Below are 15675 nucleotides of genomic sequence, written 5' to 3'. Positions count from 1 at the left end.
CCTGCCCTCGCGCCGGCCCGCGCCTCCGGCACCTCGAAACCGAGCATCGTGAGCATCGTGCCGGGCGAGAGCGGCCCGAGCAGACCCAGCGTGAAGGCCGGAACGCCGAAGACGCCGATGGTCCAGCCGGAGAAAGATCGCGGAAGACGCCCGGAAATCCTCTCAAAGGGGGGTGTAATCTGCGAGGCGGTCTCATCATGCACCCGGAGGTCGCATGCCCCCCACGCGTGGCCGCCCCATCACCGTCAAGCTGCTCGTCCTCCTGCTCGTCCCCCTGCTGTCCCTGGTGGGGCTGTGGGCGTTCGCGGCCGGCCTGACCGGCGGCGACGGCCTGCGCCTGCTGGCCGCCAAGGACATGTCGGACAACCTCACCGGCCCGTCCGTGCAGGTCAACGTCGCGCTGCAGAACGAGCGGCTGCTGTCCGTCGGGCTCATGATGAACGGGCGCGGCTCCGACGCGCTGGTCGAGCAGCGCCGCGCCACCGACCAGGCGATCACGCGGTTCCAGACGTCGGCCGCGCGCGTCCGCGACCTGCCGCCCGAGATGCTCGACCAGCTCAGCGCGCTCAACGTCAGGCTTGCCCAGATCATCGACATCCGCCGCCAGGTGGACGCCTCCGTCGTCGAGCCCATCGACGTCATCGACGGCTACAGCGAGATCGCCGACGCCTCCTTCCGCCTGTACGACAGCATGATCCTGGTCCCCGACATGACGCTGTACCAGCAGGCCAAGGCGCTGATCACGATGGGCGAGGCCACCGAGGTGCTCTCCCGCGAGCGGGCGGTGATCGCGGCCGTGCTGGCCAGGGGCCGGGTGGACGGGCGCGAGCGGGAGGCGTTCACCGGCATGGTGGCGACCAGGCGGCTGCTCCACACGCAGGCGATGTCGTACCTGGACGGGGGGTTGCGGGCGTCGTACGAGCGGCTGGCGGCCTCGCCGGTCTACAAGGAGTGGCTGGAGGTCGAGGACGCCGTCAAGGACCAGTCGCCGAAGGACGGCCTGCCCGCGGCGGCGGCCACCTGGCCCATCGACGGCGAGAACCTGTGGGCCGCGGTCCAGCGCAACCAGACCGCGTCCACCAAGACGCTGGCCGATCGGGTGACGCCGGACGCGGTCGGCATGCTCATCAAGATCGGCGTGGCGGCCGGCGCCGGCCTCCTCGCGGTCGTCGCCTCGATCCTGATCTCGCTGCGCTTCCGCAGGCGGCTGGTCCGCGAGCTGGCCGCGCTGCGCGACGCCGCCACCGAGCTGGCCGAGGTGCGCCTGGCCGGGCTGGTCAAGCGGCTGCGGACGAACACCGAGCCGCCCACTGCCGAGGAGGTCGCGCCCCTCCAGGTGGAGGCGGACACCACGGAGGTCCGCGACATCGTGCAGGCGTTCAACGACGTGCAGGCCACCGCCGTGGAGGCCGCCGTGGACCAGGCCAGGCTGCGCCACGGCGTCAGCCAGGTCTTCGTGAACCTGGCCCGCCGCAACCAGTCGCTGCTGCACCGCCAGCTCCTGCAGCTCGACAGCATGGAGCGGGCCGAGGAGGCGCCGGAGACGCTGTCCGACCTGTTCAAGCTCGACCACCTCACCACCCGCATGCGCCGCCACGCCGAGAGCCTCATCATCCTGTCCGACCAGACGCCAGGCCGCGGCTGGCGCAACCCCGTGTCGGTGCACGACGTGCTGCGCGCCGCCGTCGCCGAGGTCGAGGAGTACGAGCGGGTCGAGGTGCTCCAGCCGCCGCCCGTCGCGCTCATCGGCTCGGTCGTCACCGACGTGGCCCACCTGATGGCCGAGCTGATCGAGAACGCCACCCTCTTCTCACCGCCCCGGACCCGCGTGGACGTGCGCAGCGCGCTCAGCCCGCACGGCATGGTGGTGGAGGTGGAGGACCGGGGGCTCGGGCTGCCCAGGGTCGAGCTCGACGAGCTCAACGACCGGCTGACCAACACCCCCGAGTTCGACCTCGCGCAGAGCGACCGGCTCGGCCTGTTCGTGGTGTCCCGGCTGGCGGCCAGGCACGGCATCAAGGTCCGGCTGGTGTCCTCACCGTACGGCGGCCTGACCGCCACGGTGGCGCTGCCGTCGTCGCTCCTCGCGGACCAGCCGGCCATGGCCGGCCGCTGACCTTCCGTGGGAGCGGCCCTTCCGAGGGTGCGGCCCGGCGTTCCAAGCGGCGTCAGAGGCGGTGGAACGGCTCGCTGAAGTGGGCCGTGGCGAGGATCGCCTGCTCCGCCCTGAGCCCGGCGAGCACGTCGGCGCGGGTGCGCGCGGCCGTCTCCTGGTCCTCGTCGTAGAGGTAGCGGATCGCGGGATCGGCGAGCTGCACCGGATGCAGGACCAGGTCGCCGGTCATGGCCAGCTCTCCCGCGCGGGCGATCTGGTGCCCGGGAGTGTGGCCAGGCGTGGCGTGCACGTGGACGCCCGGCGCGACCTCGGTGTCACCCTCGACGACGTGGAGCTGGTCCTTGAGCGGGGTGACGACCTCGTCGAGCATGCGGCCCGCGGCGGCGTCCAGCTCGGCCCGCTGGAGCACGTGGCGCGCGTTCTCGAACACCGGCCTGCCCTCGGCGACCGTGCCGGAGGCGTGGTCGCTGTGCAGGTGGGTGATGATGACCGTGCCGATCTCGGCGGGCGTGACGCCCGCGGCGGCCAGCTCGCCGCTCAGCGTGCCGGGGACCGGCGCCCAGCCGGAGGCCGGGGAGTCCGCGGCGCCGATGCCGGTGTCGACCAGGGTCAGCCGGTCGGCGGCGTCGCGCAGCAGATAGCAGTGGAAGTGCAGGACCCAGGGCTCGTCGGGAAGCCCGGAGCCGGGGAACAGCTCGGCCGGCGGGCGGCGGATCGACGGCCCCATTGGCCCGACGGCGTCGCAGAGGGGTGTGACCTCGACGCCGGAGCCGGTGATGATCGGTTGGTGCGGCATCCGCCCAGACTAGGCGGCGACGGGCTGCCGGGGAACGTACTCGTTCTCGATGTCGGCGGCGTAGACGGCGCGGCGGCAGTTGGCGCAGCGGTAGATGATCGGGCCCTCGTCGAGCTCGTGGTGGCACCGCGGGCAGCGGCTGACGGTCTTCATGGTGCTCCCCCAAGGAGTTTCTTCGTATGTGCCTATGGAACCCTCATCGAGTTGCAGGGATCCTGCATGCCACTTGACACGATGACGCTGCGCCGATGGGGGCTCTGTGCCGTTCGATACACCGGCTGCGGTAATTTCCCTCGCGGGCCGGTGCTACGAAGAACATTGTCACTCGCCAGAGACTTCCGCGCGGGCGAAGACACGAGAACGACCCCGGAATAGCCCAACAGGGCTAGGCGTTGTATGAACCAGATCGTGTGGTATGTTCCCACCAAGCGTTGAGCTTCAGCTCCGCTTCGATCTCTCTCGACTCGGGCTTCGCCCGTTCTCTTCCGGTTTCCACTGGACGGCGGCGGCCCGCTCTTTCACGACCGCCGATCGTGACGCACGATCCGGCGCATCTCCCTCAAAGGGGCCCACCATGTCTGTGCACACCATTCCCGAGCAGCGTTCGTCCGCTCAGGTCCGCCTTGTGAGCGGCCTGCTGGACGTACGCGACAAATCCGCTTTCATCAGGGCGGCTCACCTGCCGGGACCCGGCGACGTCCGCGTCCCGCCCGAGAAGCTCCGCCAGTACGACCTGCGCCCCGGCGACCACGTCACCGCGCGCTTCGCCGGCAACAAGCTGGTCGGCGTCGAGTCGGTCAACGGCCTGTCCGGCTGGCACGACAGGCCCGCCTTCGGCGCCCTCACCCCTATCCACCCCACCGAACGGCTGAGCATCGAGACCGAGTCGCTCAGCACCCGCGTCATCGACCTGTTCGCCCCCATCGGCAAGGGGCAGCGCGGCCTCATCGTGGCCCCGCCCAAGGCCGGCAAGACGATGGTCATGCAGGCCCTGGCCGCCGGGATCGCCCGCAACCACCCCGAGGTGCACCTGATGGTGCTGCTGGTGGGCGAGCGGCCCGAGGAGGTCACCGACATGCGCGCCCGCATCGACGGCGAGGTCTACGCCTCCACCTTCGACCACCCCGACCGCGACCACACGGCGCTCGCCGAGCTGGTCATCGAGCGGGCCAAGCGGCTCGTCGAGGCGGGCCAGGACGTGGTGGTGCTGCTCGACTCCCTGACCCGGCTCGGGCGGGCGTACAACAACGTGGCGCCCAACGGCGGCCGCGTGCTGACGGGCGGCATCGACGCCCGCGCGCTCTATCCGCCGAAGCGCTTCTTCGGCGCCGCGCGCAACGTCGAGGGCGGCGGCTCGCTCACCATCATCGCCACCGCGCTCGTGGACACCGGCTCCCGCATGGACAACAGCCTGTACGAGGAGTTCAAGGGCACCGGCAACATGGAGCTGCACCTGACCCGCGAGCTGGCCGAGCGGCGGCTGTTCCCCGCCGTCGACCTCGACGCCTCGGGCACCCGCCGCGAGGAGATCCTCCTGCACGACCAGGAGCGGCAGATCGTCTGGCGGCTGCGCCGCTCGCTGTCGGCGATGGAGCGGACCCGCAAGATGGAGGTGCTGGTGGAGCGGCTGCGCTCGACGCCCTCCAACGCCGCCTTCCTCCTGGAAGCCGCCGCCGCCTGAGCGTGCACCAGAATGGCCGCATGCTCGCCGACATCGTCGAACACCTCATCTGCCCCGTCTGCCGAGCCGACCTCCGGCTGGACGGCCCCGCCCTGCGCTGCGCGGCCGGGCACTCCTTCGACGTGGCGCGGCAGGGATACGTGAGCCTGCTGGTCGGATCGCGGCCGCCGGGCACCGCCGACAGCGCCGCCATGGTGGCGGCCAGAGCCGATTTCCTGGACAAAGGCCACTATGCGCCGCTCGCGGACGCGGTCGCCGATGCCGTCCGCAGCCGAATCGTTCCAGCAGAACATGAGTCCTCTACCGAAACGAATGACGGCGCGGAGTTGAGGGCGTACCGTGGGGCGGGAGTGGAGGCCGGTGACGGCACGGGGCCAGGAGGTCCCGGGCAGGAGCCGGACATCGTCGACGACCGTGGCGTGGTGGGCAGGATCTCGCCGGTGGTGGTCGACGCAGGCACGGGCACCGGGCACTATCTGGCGGCCGTGCTCAATGCGATGAACGATGGCATCGGGATGGCGTTCGATGTGTCGAAGCACGCTGTACGCCGGGCGGCGCGGGTGCATCCCAGGGCAGGGGCGTTCGTGGCCGACGTGTGGTGCCCGCTTCCGATCAGGAGCGGGGTGGCCGATGTGGTGATCAACGTGTTCGCGCCCAGGAACGGGCCCGAATTCCGGCGCATCCTGCGTCCCGGCGGCGCGGCGGTGGTCGTCACTCCGGCGCCGCATCACCTGAGTCCGCTGGTCGAGCAGCTGGGGCTGCTCTCGGTGGATGAGGAGAAGGAGCGCAGGGTGGCACGCAGCCTGGAGGGTTTCGTGGAGGTCGACCGGCGCTCGATCGAGTTCGAGATGGAGCTGGGGCATGGTGACATCGCCCAGGTCGTCGGCATGGGCCCGAACGCGTGGCATAACGAGCCGGCCACCCTCGATGCGCGAATCGCCGCATTTGTGGCGAAGAATGTCGCCACGGGAAAACAGCGCGTAGTAACCCGTGCGGCGTTTCAGCTGTCTATCTTCGAACCGGCGCCCCGATCAAGACCTGTTTCTTGACGGGCCTGTGCGACTGGTGTTACTGATGGGGCATTTAGTCCGAAATTCCCCCACATTATCGGAGAATTTCCCCGGCACAGGCGCAATACTGGACGACATCCCACGCCCCGGGGCGCGGGACATCAATGGGAGGGGGCGCACCGGATGAAGGCGGAGGAACGCTGGCAGGCCAGGTTCCGGGCGTCGCGCATGACGCTGCCGTCCTGGGCGCGCCAGGCCCCGAACCGCTCCATCTACCGCTCCAACGCCACCGGCAAGTGGGAGGTCTACGCCTGGGACCGTGTCGCCGGCACCACCCGCCAGGTCACCGACCAGCCCAAGGGCACCGCGTACGCGGCCATCGACCCGACCGGGCAGTGGATCTACTGGTTCGCCGACACCGACGGTGACGAGCTCGGCGGATGGTGGCGCCAGCCGTTCACCGGCGGCCAGGGCGAGCCGGTCGCGACCGACCTGGAGCCGGGCCAGCCCAGCGGCATCGCGCTGTCCACCACCGGCGCCGCCGCCATCAGCCTGGCCAGCGGCGACAGGTTCCGCGTCCACCTCGTACGCCCAGGCGCGCCCACTGAGACCCTGTACGAGCACACCGAGGCCGCCTGGGTGGCCGCCATGTCGCTCGACGGTTCCCTCATCGCCATCAACCACGGCGAGTACGGCGACTTCCGCCACCCCGCGCTGCGCGTCATACGCCAGGACGGCCGCGTGGTCGGCGAGCTGCACGACGGTCCAGGCAAGGGCGTGGTCGGCCTGAGCTTCGCCCCCGTCGTCGGCGACCGCCGCCTGCTGGCCCTGCACGAGCGCCGCCGACGCAACGAGCCCCTCGTCTGGGACCCGGCGACCGGCGAGCAGCGCGAGATCTGGCTGCGCGACTCGGGCGAGCTGTCGGCCGAGTGGTACGACGACGGCCGCGGCCTGCTCATCCTGCGCGACGACCGCGCCCGCACCTACCTGCACCGCTACGACCTCAGAGGCGGCGGGCTGACCCTCATCGAGACGCCGCACGGCGTGATCGAGGAGGCCGCGCCGAGGCCCGGCGGCCACGTCGAATACTCCTGGTCGAGCGCCTCGCGCCCGCCGGTCATCCGCTCGACCAGCGGCCAGGTCGTGCTCAACGCCGGCGGCCCGCCCGCGCCGCCGAGCGTGCCCGTCGAGGACATCGACGTCGAGGGCGAGGGCGGGCGCATCCACGCGCTGGTGTCCAGGCCGGAGACCGGCACGGCCCCCTACCCCGCGGTGTTCCTGCTGCACAGCGGGCCGACCTCGCACGACCGCGACGAGTTCTCGCCCGAGGTCGCGGCCTGGGTGGACGCCGGGTTCGCGGTGGTGCGGGTCAACTACCGCGGCTCCACCGGCTACGGCTCCGACTGGCGCGACGCGCTGCACGGCGACGTCGGACACATCGAGCTGGCCGACGTGGCGGCCGTGCGCGAGTGGGTGGTCGATCACGGCATCGTGGACGGCACGCGTACGGTGCTGGCCGGCACGTCCTGGGGCGGCTACCTCGCGCTGCTCGGCCTCGGCACCCAGCCCGGCCTGTGGGCGTGCGGCATCGCCGCGGTGCCGATCGCCTGCCACCAGACGTCGTACGAGGACGAGGCCGAGAGCCTGCGCGCCTACCACCGCGCGCTGCTGGGCGGCTCGCCCGACGAGCAGCCCGAGCGGTACGCGGCCAGCTCCCCGATCACGTACGTCGACCAGATCAAGGCCCCGCTGCTGATCCTGGCCGGCGAGAACGACACGCGCTGCCCGCTGCGCCAGATCGAGAAGTACGTGGCGAGGCTGGCCGAGCACGGCCGCGAGCACGAGGTCTACACCTACGACGCCATCCGCGGCTCGCTGGTCGTCTCCGAGCGCATCGCGCAGACGGCCCTGCAGCTCGACTTCGCGCGCAAGCACGTCGGGTGCCCCTGACGAGAGGGCGGCTTGACCTCTGGTCAGGGAACATGTCAGCATCACGGCACCCTGTTACCCGGCTGGAGAACGTACGTGAGCAGCAAGAACCCGGGCCCGCCATGATCGGGCAGGCGCTAGCGGGCGCGCAGCACCACGATCGCGAGGTCGTCGGCGCTCGGCTCGGAGGCGAACTCGGCCGCGCCCCTGCGGATGCGCTCGGCCACCGCCCTGGCCGACAGGCCCGCACACTCGGCCAGCATCTTGGCCAGGCCGCCGTCGTCGTCGAGCAGCCGCCCGCCGGAGCGGCGCTCGGTCACCCCGTCGGTCACGGCCAGCAACACGTCACCGGGGTCGAGCCGCACGGTGTCGGCCTCGAACATGACCTCGTGGAAGACCCCGAGCAGCGACTGCGGGGTGGTGACCGCCTCGACCTTGCCGCTCGGCTTGAGCCGCAGCGCCTCGGGATGGCCGGCCGAGACCAGGCGCACCTCCAGGCCGCCGTCGGCCACCGGCGTGATGTCGCCGTGCAGCAGCGTGAGGAACCGCGCCCGCTCGCCCTCCTCCAGGATCGCCTGGTTGAGCCGGCCGAGCACGGCGGCCACGCCGTAACCCTCTCTCGCCAGCAGCCGCAGCGTGTGGCGGGCCAGGCCGGTGACGGCGGCGGCCTCTGGGCCCGTGCCGCACACGTCGCCGATCGCGAAGCGCCAGGAGTCGTCGCCGGCCTTGAACAGGTCGTAGAAGTCGCCGCCGACCTCGTTGGCCTCGCCGGCGGGCTCGTAGATGACGCCGTAGTCGAGGCCGGGCACCTCGGGCTCGTTGGGCGGCAGCAGGCTGCGCTGCAGCGCCCGGTTGGCGGCGGCCTGCTGGGCGTAGAGGCGGGCGTTGTCCATGGCCAGCGCAGCGCGCCTGCCGATGTCGTCGGCGAACTGGATGACCTCGTCGGGGAAGCGGTCGGGGCGGCCGAGGCACATCATGCCGAGGCTGCGGCCGCGGGCCATCAGCGGCACCGCCAGCACCTGCCACTCGGCGAGGTGGATGGTGGAGGTGACCCTGGTGTCGGCGGCGGCGACGTCCATCTCCGTGAGCTGCTCGCGCAGGCCGTCGATGCGCGCCTCGTCGGCGTGCCACAGATAGACCGGGCGCGGCGGCGCGTTGTTGTCGGAGGTGTAGACGGCGCACCAGTTGGCCAGCCGCGGCACCACGACCTGGGCGATGATGGCCGGCACCATGTCGGGGTCGAGCGTGCCGGCGAGCAGGTCGCTGGCGTCGGCGAGGAAGCCCAGCCAGTGGGGCCCTCTGCTGCTCTCCTCCATCCATTCGGCTGCCATGCTGTCCGTGGAGCCAGGTAGCGTGAGCCTTGCCCAGTGGACACGGGAATCGCCCGCAAAGGTGACTCCCCACTCCTCGACGTGCACGGAAGGAGCCTTCGGATCACCTTGGGAGAGGTTTCGCTGCCGCAGCTCGACCTGGACTGCGTCCCCGAAATGCTTCCAAATCACCTCAAACGGCTCGTCAGCGGCCTGCGCGGTAAGATCTCCGGCGACCTGCTCGGCGGTGTGGAGCATGCCGCCAGTGGCCCACGCGGTCATCACCTCGCGCGTGAACCTCATCGCAGCCGTCACAGCGGCCTCGCCGGGCGCGAACGTCGCAGCGAGCACCGCATGGGGAGAAGCAGTCATCCTCACGTGCCTACCACACTTCCCGCTGACTTGGGGTAAATCCAAGGACAGGACTACGAGCTACTCATCGTGACAGACTTGAATCACTCGCCGGAGCCAGCCGCGAGTGAAGGAGGCCCCATGACCACGGCCAAGGCCGAGCCAAGCCCGGAGGAGAGGACGTACACCGAGTCGGATCTCGTGCCCATCCTGGAGACTCTGTTCTCTTGGCGTGACGGCGACTTCCGGCGTCGGGTTCCTCATGCTCCTCCCGGCATCCTGAGCGAGGTGCGGCTGCTGCTCAACGAAGTGGCCGACCGTCGCGAACACCTGGCCAACGAGCTGACCCGCGTACGTAAAGAAGTGGTCAAGGAGGGCCGCTTCGGCGAGCGGCTGTCGCCCGGGCCCGGCGTCGGCGCATGGGCGGAGAGCGTCGAGTCGGTCAACCAGCTCATCGACGCCCTCGTGAGCCCGGTGAGCGGCGCGGCCGACGTCATCGACGCGGTCGCCAAGGGTGACCTGTCGCGCCGCATCGACCTCGACAGGTCGGCGCGCGGCGAGGTGCGCCGGCTGGGCAAGGCCATCAACGGCATGGTCGACCAGCTCGCGTTGTTCAACTCCGAGGTCACCCGCGTGGCGCGCGAGGCCGGCACCGAGGGCCGCCTGGGCGGCAGCGCCAACCTGCGCGGCATGTCGGGCAGCTGGCGCGACCTGACGGAAGCGGTCAACACGATGTCCTCGCGCGTGGCGGCGCAGGTGCGCGACATCGCCGTGGTGACCACCGCCGTGGCCAAGGGCGACCTGAGCCGTAAGGTGACGGTCGACGCCGTGGGCGAGATGTTCGAGCTGAAGAACACCGTCAACACGATGGTCGACCAGCTCTCCGGCTTCGCGGAAGAGGTCACCCGAGTCGCCCGCGAGGTCGGCACCGAGGGCCAGCTGGGCGGCCAGGCGCAGGTGACCGGCGTGTCCGGCGTCTGGAAAGACCTCACCGACAACGTCAACTTCATGGCCAACAACCTCACCTCGCAGGTGCGCAGCATCGCGACGGTGGCGACGGCCGTGGCCCAGGGCAACCTGTCGAAGAAGATCACCGTCGACGCCCAGGGCGAGATCCTGCAGCTGAAGGACACCCTCAACACGATGGTGGACCAGCTGTCGTCCTTCGCCGACGAGGTCACCCGAGTCGCCCGGGAAGTGGGCACCGAAGGCAAGCTGGGCGGCCGGGCCGAGGTCAAGGGCGTGTCGGGGGTCTGGAAGGACCTCACCGACAACGTCAACTCCATGGCGGCCAACCTGACGTACCAGGTGCGCAACATCGCCCAGGTCACCACCGCGGTCGCCAACGGCGACCTCACCCGCAAGATCGACGTCGACGCGCAGGGCGAGATCCTCGAGCTCAAGTCCACCATGAACACGATGGTCGAGCAGCTGTCGTCGTTCGCGTCCGAGGTCACCCGAGTCGCCCGCGAGGTCGGCACGGAAGGACAGCTGGGCGGGCAGGCACAGGTAAGAGGTGTGTCGGGGGTCTGGAAGGACCTCACCGAGAACGTCAACTCGATGGCCAACAACCTCACCTCCCAGGTACGCCAGATCGCCGCGGTGTCCTCGGCGGTGGCGCAGGGCAACCTGTCGAAGAAGATCACCGTCGACGCCCAGGGCGAGATGCTCCAGCTCAAGGACACCCTCAACACGATGGTGGACCAGCTGTCGTCGTTCGCCGACGAGGTGACCCGTGTCGCCCGTGAGGTGGGCACGGAAGGCCAGCTCGGCGGCCAGGCGAGGGTGAAGGGCGTGTCGGGCGTCTGGAAGGACCTCACCGACAACGTCAACTCGATGGCCAACAACCTGACGTACCAGGTGCGCAACATCGCCGAGGTGACCACCGCGGTCGCCAACGGCGACCTGACCCGCCGCATCGACGTCAACGCCCAGGGCGAGATCCTCGCGCTCAAGACCACCGTCAATCGCATGGTCGACCAGCTGTCGTCGTTCGCCTCCGAGGTCACCCGAGTCGCCCGCGAGGTGGGCACCGAGGGCCAGCTCGGCGGCCAGGCCCGCGTCGAGGGCGTCGAGGGCACGTGGAAGCGCCTCACCGAGAGCGTCAACGAGCTGGCGGGCAGCCTCACCACCCAGATCCGCGCCATCGCCACCGTGACCAGCGCCGTCGCCCGCGGCGACCTGACCCGCTCGATCGCCATCGAGGCGCAGGGCGAGCTGGCCGAGCTCAAGGACAACATCAACTCCATGGTGGGCAGCCTGCGCGAGACCACGCAGGCCAACCAGGAGCAAGACTGGCTCAAGTCGAACCTGGCCCGCATCTCCCGGCTCATGCAGGGCCACCGCGACCTGCTCGAAGTGGCCAAGCTGACGATGAGCGAGCTGACCCCGCTGGTCTCGGCCCGCTACGGCGCCTTCTACAGCATCGATCCCGAGGGCGACCACGAGCTGATCCTCATCGGCGGCTACGGCGTACGCCCCGACCGGGGGCCGCGCCGGCGCTTCGCCATCGGCGAGGGCATCGTCGGGCAGGCCGCGGCCGAGGGCCGGCACATCGTGCTCGACGACGTGCCGCCGGAGTTCATCACCATCGACAGCGGGCTCAGCCGCTCCACGCCGGCGCAGATCGTGGTGCTGCCGATCCTCTTCGAGAACCGCGTGCTCGGCGTGCTCGAGCTGGCCTCGTTCACGCCGTTCGGCGAGGTGCACCTCGACTTCCTGACGCAGCTCGTCGAGACCATCGGCGTCACGATGAACACGATCATCGCCAACTCCCGCACGGAAGACCTGCTCACCGAGTCGCAGCGGCTCACCCGCGAGCTGCAGGAACGCTCCGACGAGCTGCAGCGCCAGCAGGAGGAGCTGCGCAGGTCAAACGCCGAGCTGGAGGACAAGGCGGCGCTGCTGGCCAAGCAGAACCGCGCCATCGAGATCCAGAACTTCCAGATCGAGCAGGCCCGCCGCACGCTGGAGGAGCGCGCCGAGCAGCTCGCGGTCTCCTCGCGCTACAAGTCCGAGTTCCTCGCGAACATGTCGCACGAGCTGCGCACGCCGCTCAACAGCCTGCTGGTGCTGGCCAAGCTGCTCACCGAGAACGCCGAAGGCAACCTCACCTCCCAGCAGGTCGAGTTCGCCCGCACGATCCACAGCGCGGGCTCGGCGCTGCTGCAGCTCATCAACGACATGCTCGACCTGTCGAAGGTCGAGGCCGGCCGGATGGACATCCACCCGATCCAGGTCTCGCTGCCGAAGATGGTCGACCTGCTGGAGGCCGCGTTCGCGCCGCTGGCCCAGGACAAGGGGCTGGCCTTCCACGTGGAGGTCGAGCCCGACGTGCCGCAGGAGCTGCGCGCCGACGAGCAGCGGCTGCAGCAGGTGCTGCGCAACCTGCTGTCCAACGCGGTCAAGTTCACCCCGCGCGGCGAGGTGAAGCTGCGCGTCTCCACGCCGCCGCCCGGCGTGCAGTTCGACGACGACACGCTGCACGACGCCGACGACCTGCTCGCGTTCCAGGTCATCGACACCGGCATCGGCATCGCGCCCGACAAGCGCGACGTCATCTTCGAGGCGTTCCGGCAGGCCGACGGCACCACCAGCCGCAAATACGGCGGCACCGGCCTCGGCCTGGCCATCTGCCGCGACATCGCGCGGCTGCTCGGCGGCGAGATCCACGTCGACAGCGAGCTGGGCAAGGGCAGCACGTTCACGCTCTACCTGCCCGCCTCCTACACCGGCCCGCTGGCCGCCACCGACGGAGGCTCCGCCTCGCGGCGCCAGCTCATGACGCCGCCGTCGGAGGAGGTGCCCACCGCCGCCGCCACGCCCGAGCCGCCGCTGCCGCTCGACCTGCCGATGCCCGAGCTGGTCGAGCCGCCCGTCGAGACGCCCAGCCAGTGGCAGGGCGACGACCCGCTCAACGGTGCGAAGATCCTCATCGTCGACGACGACATCCGCAACGTCTTCGCGCTGACCAGCGTGCTGGAACGACACGGCTCCACGGTGGTCTACGCTGAAAACGGACGGGAAGGCATCGAACAGCTCGAACGGAACGAGGACGTCGCGCTCGTGCTGATGGACATCATGATGCCGGAGATGGACGGCTGGGCCACGACCTCCGCCATCCGCCGCATGCCGCAGTTCGCCGACCTGCCGATCATCGCGCTGACCGCCAAGGTCATGCGCGGCGACCGGGAGAAGTCCATCGCGTCCGGCGCGTCCGACTACGTGCCCAAGCCCGTCGACGTCGACCGTCTGCTCGAACGCCTGCGCGGCTGGCTCAGCCGAGGGCGTGGCAGCACCTCAGACGCGTCCGCAGCACCATCCGAAGGGTCGTGATCGATGCCGGAGCGTGCCAAGATCCTCCTCGTCGATGACCGCGAGGAGAACCTGATCGCCCTCGAAGCCATCCTCAGCTCGCTCGACCTGGTGCCGGTGCGCGCCAGATCGGGCGAGGAGGCGCTGAAAGCGCTGCTCAACACCGAGTTCGCGCTGATCCTGCTGGACGTACGGATGCCCGGCATGGACGGTTTCGAGACGGCCGCCCACATCAAGCGGCGTGAGCGTACCCGGAACATCCCGATCATCTTCCTCACCGTCGTCGACAGCGCGCCCGACTACGCCTTCCGCGGCTACGCGGCGGGCGCCGTCGACTACCTCACCAAACCGTTCGACCCGTGGGTGCTGCGGGCGAAGGTCTCGGTGTTCACCGAGCTGTACAACATGAACAAGCGGCTCGCCGAGCAGGCCACGCTCCTGCGCGACCGCCTCAGCGGCGAGCTGCCTCCGGGCGCCGGTGATCAGGCGTCGGTGCTGCCCGAGCTGTCGCGGCGGCTGACGGCCGTCGAGGACGAGCTGGCGAGGGTGCGCGAGCTGGCCCGCAAGTCACAGGATCCCGCGCTGGCCGTGCCGCTGGCCGATCTCGCCGAGCGCGTGACCCGCCTGCGCGCCGGCTTCGACGCCCTGTCCTGATCTCTCACCGCCGCGGCGGTGAGAGATCACTGGCGGGCGCGTTCCAAAGCGTCCCAGAAGCCGCGCCGCAGCGCGTGGCGTACCTCGTCGTGCAGCAGGAAGTCGATCGGCAGCGACGAGCCCTGGAGCAGGCGGGCCTCAAGGTCGGACGGCATGCGAGGCTTGCGGGCGAGGACCGCCTCTAGCCAGAGTGCGGGGGCGTCGCGGGCGACGGACTCGCCGAAGTCGTGGCCCTCCCTGTGGGCGGCCTTGACGGCGTCGGCCAGCGTGGTCGCGCCCGCCGTGGCGGCGGGCGGGGCGACCGGCGCGGGCTGGGGGCCGGTGTAGGGGCCGAGCTGCGCGGGCTGGTAGGAGCCGCTCGACTGCCCGGCCTGCTGCTGGTAACCGGTGCTCGACTGGCCGGCCTGGCTCGGCTGCTGGTACGACGTGCTCGACTGGCTCGGCTGCTGGTAGCTGGTGCTCGACTGGCTCTGCTGCTGGTAGCTCGTGCTCGGCTGGGCGGGGAACTGGCCGGTGCCGTTGCCGCCCGACTGCGGCTGCGCCTGGATGGGCCCGGTGGCGGGCGCGGGCGCGGGCGGCTGCTCGGGCTGGTAGTTCGCGTACGTCGGCAGCACCGGCGGCGACTGCTGCTGCCCGCGCCCTGACGAGGACCCGCTGGAGGAGGCGGCCTGGCCGCTCGACGAGGACCCGGCCGCGTGGCTGCCGGTGGACTGCGGCGTCTGGGGAGTCTGCGCGCTCGGCATGGGTGGCAGCGAGGACGCCGGCAGCGACGGCTGCGACGGCTGGGCGGGCGGCAGCGAGTGGGTGGCCTGGCCGTTGCTGAGCGGCTGGTGGTGGCCGTTGGACGCCTCGGTGACGCCGGTGACCAGCGTGACGTAGGGGCGCAGGTGGACCGCCCCCAGCTCGACCAGGTCGTCGCACTCCTGGCGCAGGGACCGCGAGACGGCCCAGCCGCCCTCGGCCGCGATGTGGATGACGCTGACCCTGATGCCGAGGTCCTGCGCGTCGCACACCACCTGCGCCAGGTCCTCGTCGCCGCTGACCACGACCGCGTCGCAGATGGCGTTGTTGCGGGCGAGCGTCATGAGGTCGCGGTGCACCTGGGCGTCGACGCCCTCGCGGCGGCCCGGCCTGATGCGTGAGAGCCGCAGCTTGAGGCCGGGGATGTCGGCCAGCACGTCGTGCTCGGGAGTGCGGCGGCCCTCGACCGTCGCTTCGTACCAGTAGCAGCGCAGCAGCGGCAGGCCGGTGCGCTCGCGTGACAGGCTGGTCATCAGCTGGAGCAGCCCCGGGTAGTCCCAGGCGACCGCTTCGCGATGACGCGTGCCGTGCACGGCCATCGCGCCATCAGCCAGCAGATAGCCAGCGTCCACGAACAGCGCGCAGCGATCCACTGACCCCGCCCCTTTCCTGGTGGTCCGACCTTGCTGGCTCTGCACCGTCAGAGACCGGACTCGGCGGCCCTCTCTCAGGGTAATGAAAGCAGGTGATCGCGCGAGGCTTAATCCCGACGA

The 15675-nt window shown here is 70.5% G+C and carries 10 protein-coding genes; 6 read left to right on the top strand and 4 right to left on the bottom strand.

From position 1 onward, the window contains the following. Nucleotides 1-214: 214 nt before the first annotated feature. Nucleotides 215-2116, top strand: a complete 1902-nt coding sequence (locus ABZW11_RS11540; protein WP_355415265.1) for a nitrate- and nitrite sensing domain-containing protein — start codon at nt 215-217, stop codon at nt 2114-2116. Nucleotides 2117-2168: 52 nt separating this feature from the next. Here ABZW11_RS11540 and ABZW11_RS11535 read toward each other — a convergent pair whose 3' ends face one another. Together ABZW11_RS11535 and ABZW11_RS11530 are read right to left on the bottom strand one after the other, a co-directional pair. Next, on the bottom strand, nt 2169-2912 hold the full coding sequence (locus tag ABZW11_RS11535; protein WP_355415263.1) for an MBL fold metallo-hydrolase: 744 nt from the start codon (nt 2910-2912) through the stop codon (nt 2169-2171). Nucleotides 2913-2921: 9 nt separating this feature from the next. Beyond that, nucleotides 2922-3065 (bottom strand): hypothetical protein, encoded by a 144-nt coding sequence (locus ABZW11_RS11530; protein ID WP_355415261.1) that lies wholly within the window; start codon nt 3063-3065, stop codon nt 2922-2924. A gap of 421 nt (nt 3066-3486) precedes the next feature. On the opposite strand from ABZW11_RS11530, the gene rho reads away from it, so the two are divergent. From rho to ABZW11_RS11515, 3 genes are all read left to right on the top strand, one after another. Beyond that, complete coding sequence (gene rho / locus ABZW11_RS11525; RefSeq protein ID WP_355415259.1) at nt 3487-4593, top strand: transcription termination factor Rho; 1107 nt, start codon at nt 3487-3489, stop codon at nt 4591-4593. A 20-nt stretch (nt 4594-4613) separates the two neighbouring features. Beyond that, nucleotides 4614-5642 carry a putative RNA methyltransferase gene (locus ABZW11_RS11520; protein ID WP_355415257.1) on the top strand — a complete coding sequence of 343 codons (1029 nt, stop codon included), beginning with the start codon at nt 4614-4616 and terminating at the stop codon, nt 5640-5642. Nucleotides 5643-5786: 144 nt separating this feature from the next. Then, nucleotides 5787-7553 carry a prolyl oligopeptidase family serine peptidase gene (locus ABZW11_RS11515; protein WP_355415255.1) on the top strand — a complete coding sequence of 589 codons (1767 nt, stop codon included), beginning with the start codon at nt 5787-5789 and terminating at the stop codon, nt 7551-7553. Nucleotides 7554-7669: 116 nt separating this feature from the next. On the opposite strand, the gene ABZW11_RS11510 is transcribed toward ABZW11_RS11515, so the two are convergent. Beyond that, the gene (locus ABZW11_RS11510; RefSeq protein WP_355415253.1) at nt 7670-8863 is read right to left on the bottom strand and encodes a GAF domain-containing SpoIIE family protein phosphatase; all 1194 of its coding nucleotides are present in this window, start codon (nt 8861-8863) and stop codon (nt 7670-7672) included. 471 nt (nt 8864-9334) lie between these two features. Here ABZW11_RS11510 and ABZW11_RS11505 point away from each other — a divergent pair, with 471 nt between their 5' ends. Beyond that, the gene (locus tag ABZW11_RS11505; protein ID WP_355415251.1) at nt 9335-13528 is read left to right on the top strand and encodes a HAMP domain-containing protein; all 4194 of its coding nucleotides are present in this window, start codon (nt 9335-9337) and stop codon (nt 13526-13528) included. Nucleotides 13529-13531: 3 nt separating this feature from the next. Continuing rightward, nucleotides 13532-14161 (top strand): response regulator, encoded by a 630-nt coding sequence (locus ABZW11_RS11500; protein ID WP_355415249.1) that lies wholly within the window; start codon nt 13532-13534, stop codon nt 14159-14161. Between the two features lie 26 nt (nt 14162-14187). Here the strand turns inward: ABZW11_RS11500 and ABZW11_RS11495 are convergent, their stop codons facing one another. Then, a complete protein-coding gene (locus ABZW11_RS11495) occupies nt 14188-15555 on the bottom strand; it encodes an NYN domain-containing protein (RefSeq protein ID WP_355415247.1) in 1368 nt (455 codons plus the stop codon). Nucleotides 15556-15675 lie beyond the last annotated feature (120 nt).

Origin of the sequence: Nonomuraea sp. NPDC004580 (genome assembly GCF_040609855.1) — a bacterium.
Taxonomy (GTDB): domain Bacteria; phylum Actinomycetota; class Actinomycetes; order Streptosporangiales; family Streptosporangiaceae; genus Nonomuraea; species Nonomuraea salmonea.
Note: the sequence above shows the minus strand (reverse complement) of the source record. Positions and strands in the feature narration are given on the sequence as shown.

What these genes read in the sequence shown, in the direction of transcription:
- ABZW11_RS11540 (WP_355415265.1), top strand. Translation starts at nt 215, where the DNA reads ATGCCCCCCACGCGTGGCCGCCCCATCACCGTCAAGCTGCTCGTCCTC.
- ABZW11_RS11505 (WP_355415251.1), top strand. Translation starts at nt 9,335, where the DNA reads ATGACCACGGCCAAGGCCGAGCCAAGCCCGGAGGAGAGGACGTACACC.
- ABZW11_RS11515 (WP_355415255.1), top strand. Translation starts at nt 5,787, where the DNA reads ATGAAGGCGGAGGAACGCTGGCAGGCCAGGTTCCGGGCGTCGCGCATG.
- rho (WP_355415259.1), top strand. Translation starts at nt 3,487, where the DNA reads ATGTCTGTGCACACCATTCCCGAGCAGCGTTCGTCCGCTCAGGTCCGC.
- ABZW11_RS11530 (WP_355415261.1), bottom strand. Translation starts at nt 3,065, where the DNA reads ATGAAGACCGTCAGCCGCTGCCCGCGGTGCCACCACGAGCTCGACGAG.
- ABZW11_RS11535 (WP_355415263.1), bottom strand. Translation starts at nt 2,912, where the DNA reads ATGCCGCACCAACCGATCATCACCGGCTCCGGCGTCGAGGTCACACCC.
- ABZW11_RS11500 (WP_355415249.1), top strand. Translation starts at nt 13,532, where the DNA reads ATGCCGGAGCGTGCCAAGATCCTCCTCGTCGATGACCGCGAGGAGAAC.
- ABZW11_RS11510 (WP_355415253.1), bottom strand. Translation starts at nt 8,863, where the DNA reads ATGGCAGCCGAATGGATGGAGGAGAGCAGCAGAGGGCCCCACTGGCTG.
- ABZW11_RS11520 (WP_355415257.1), top strand. Translation starts at nt 4,614, where the DNA reads ATGCTCGCCGACATCGTCGAACACCTCATCTGCCCCGTCTGCCGAGCC.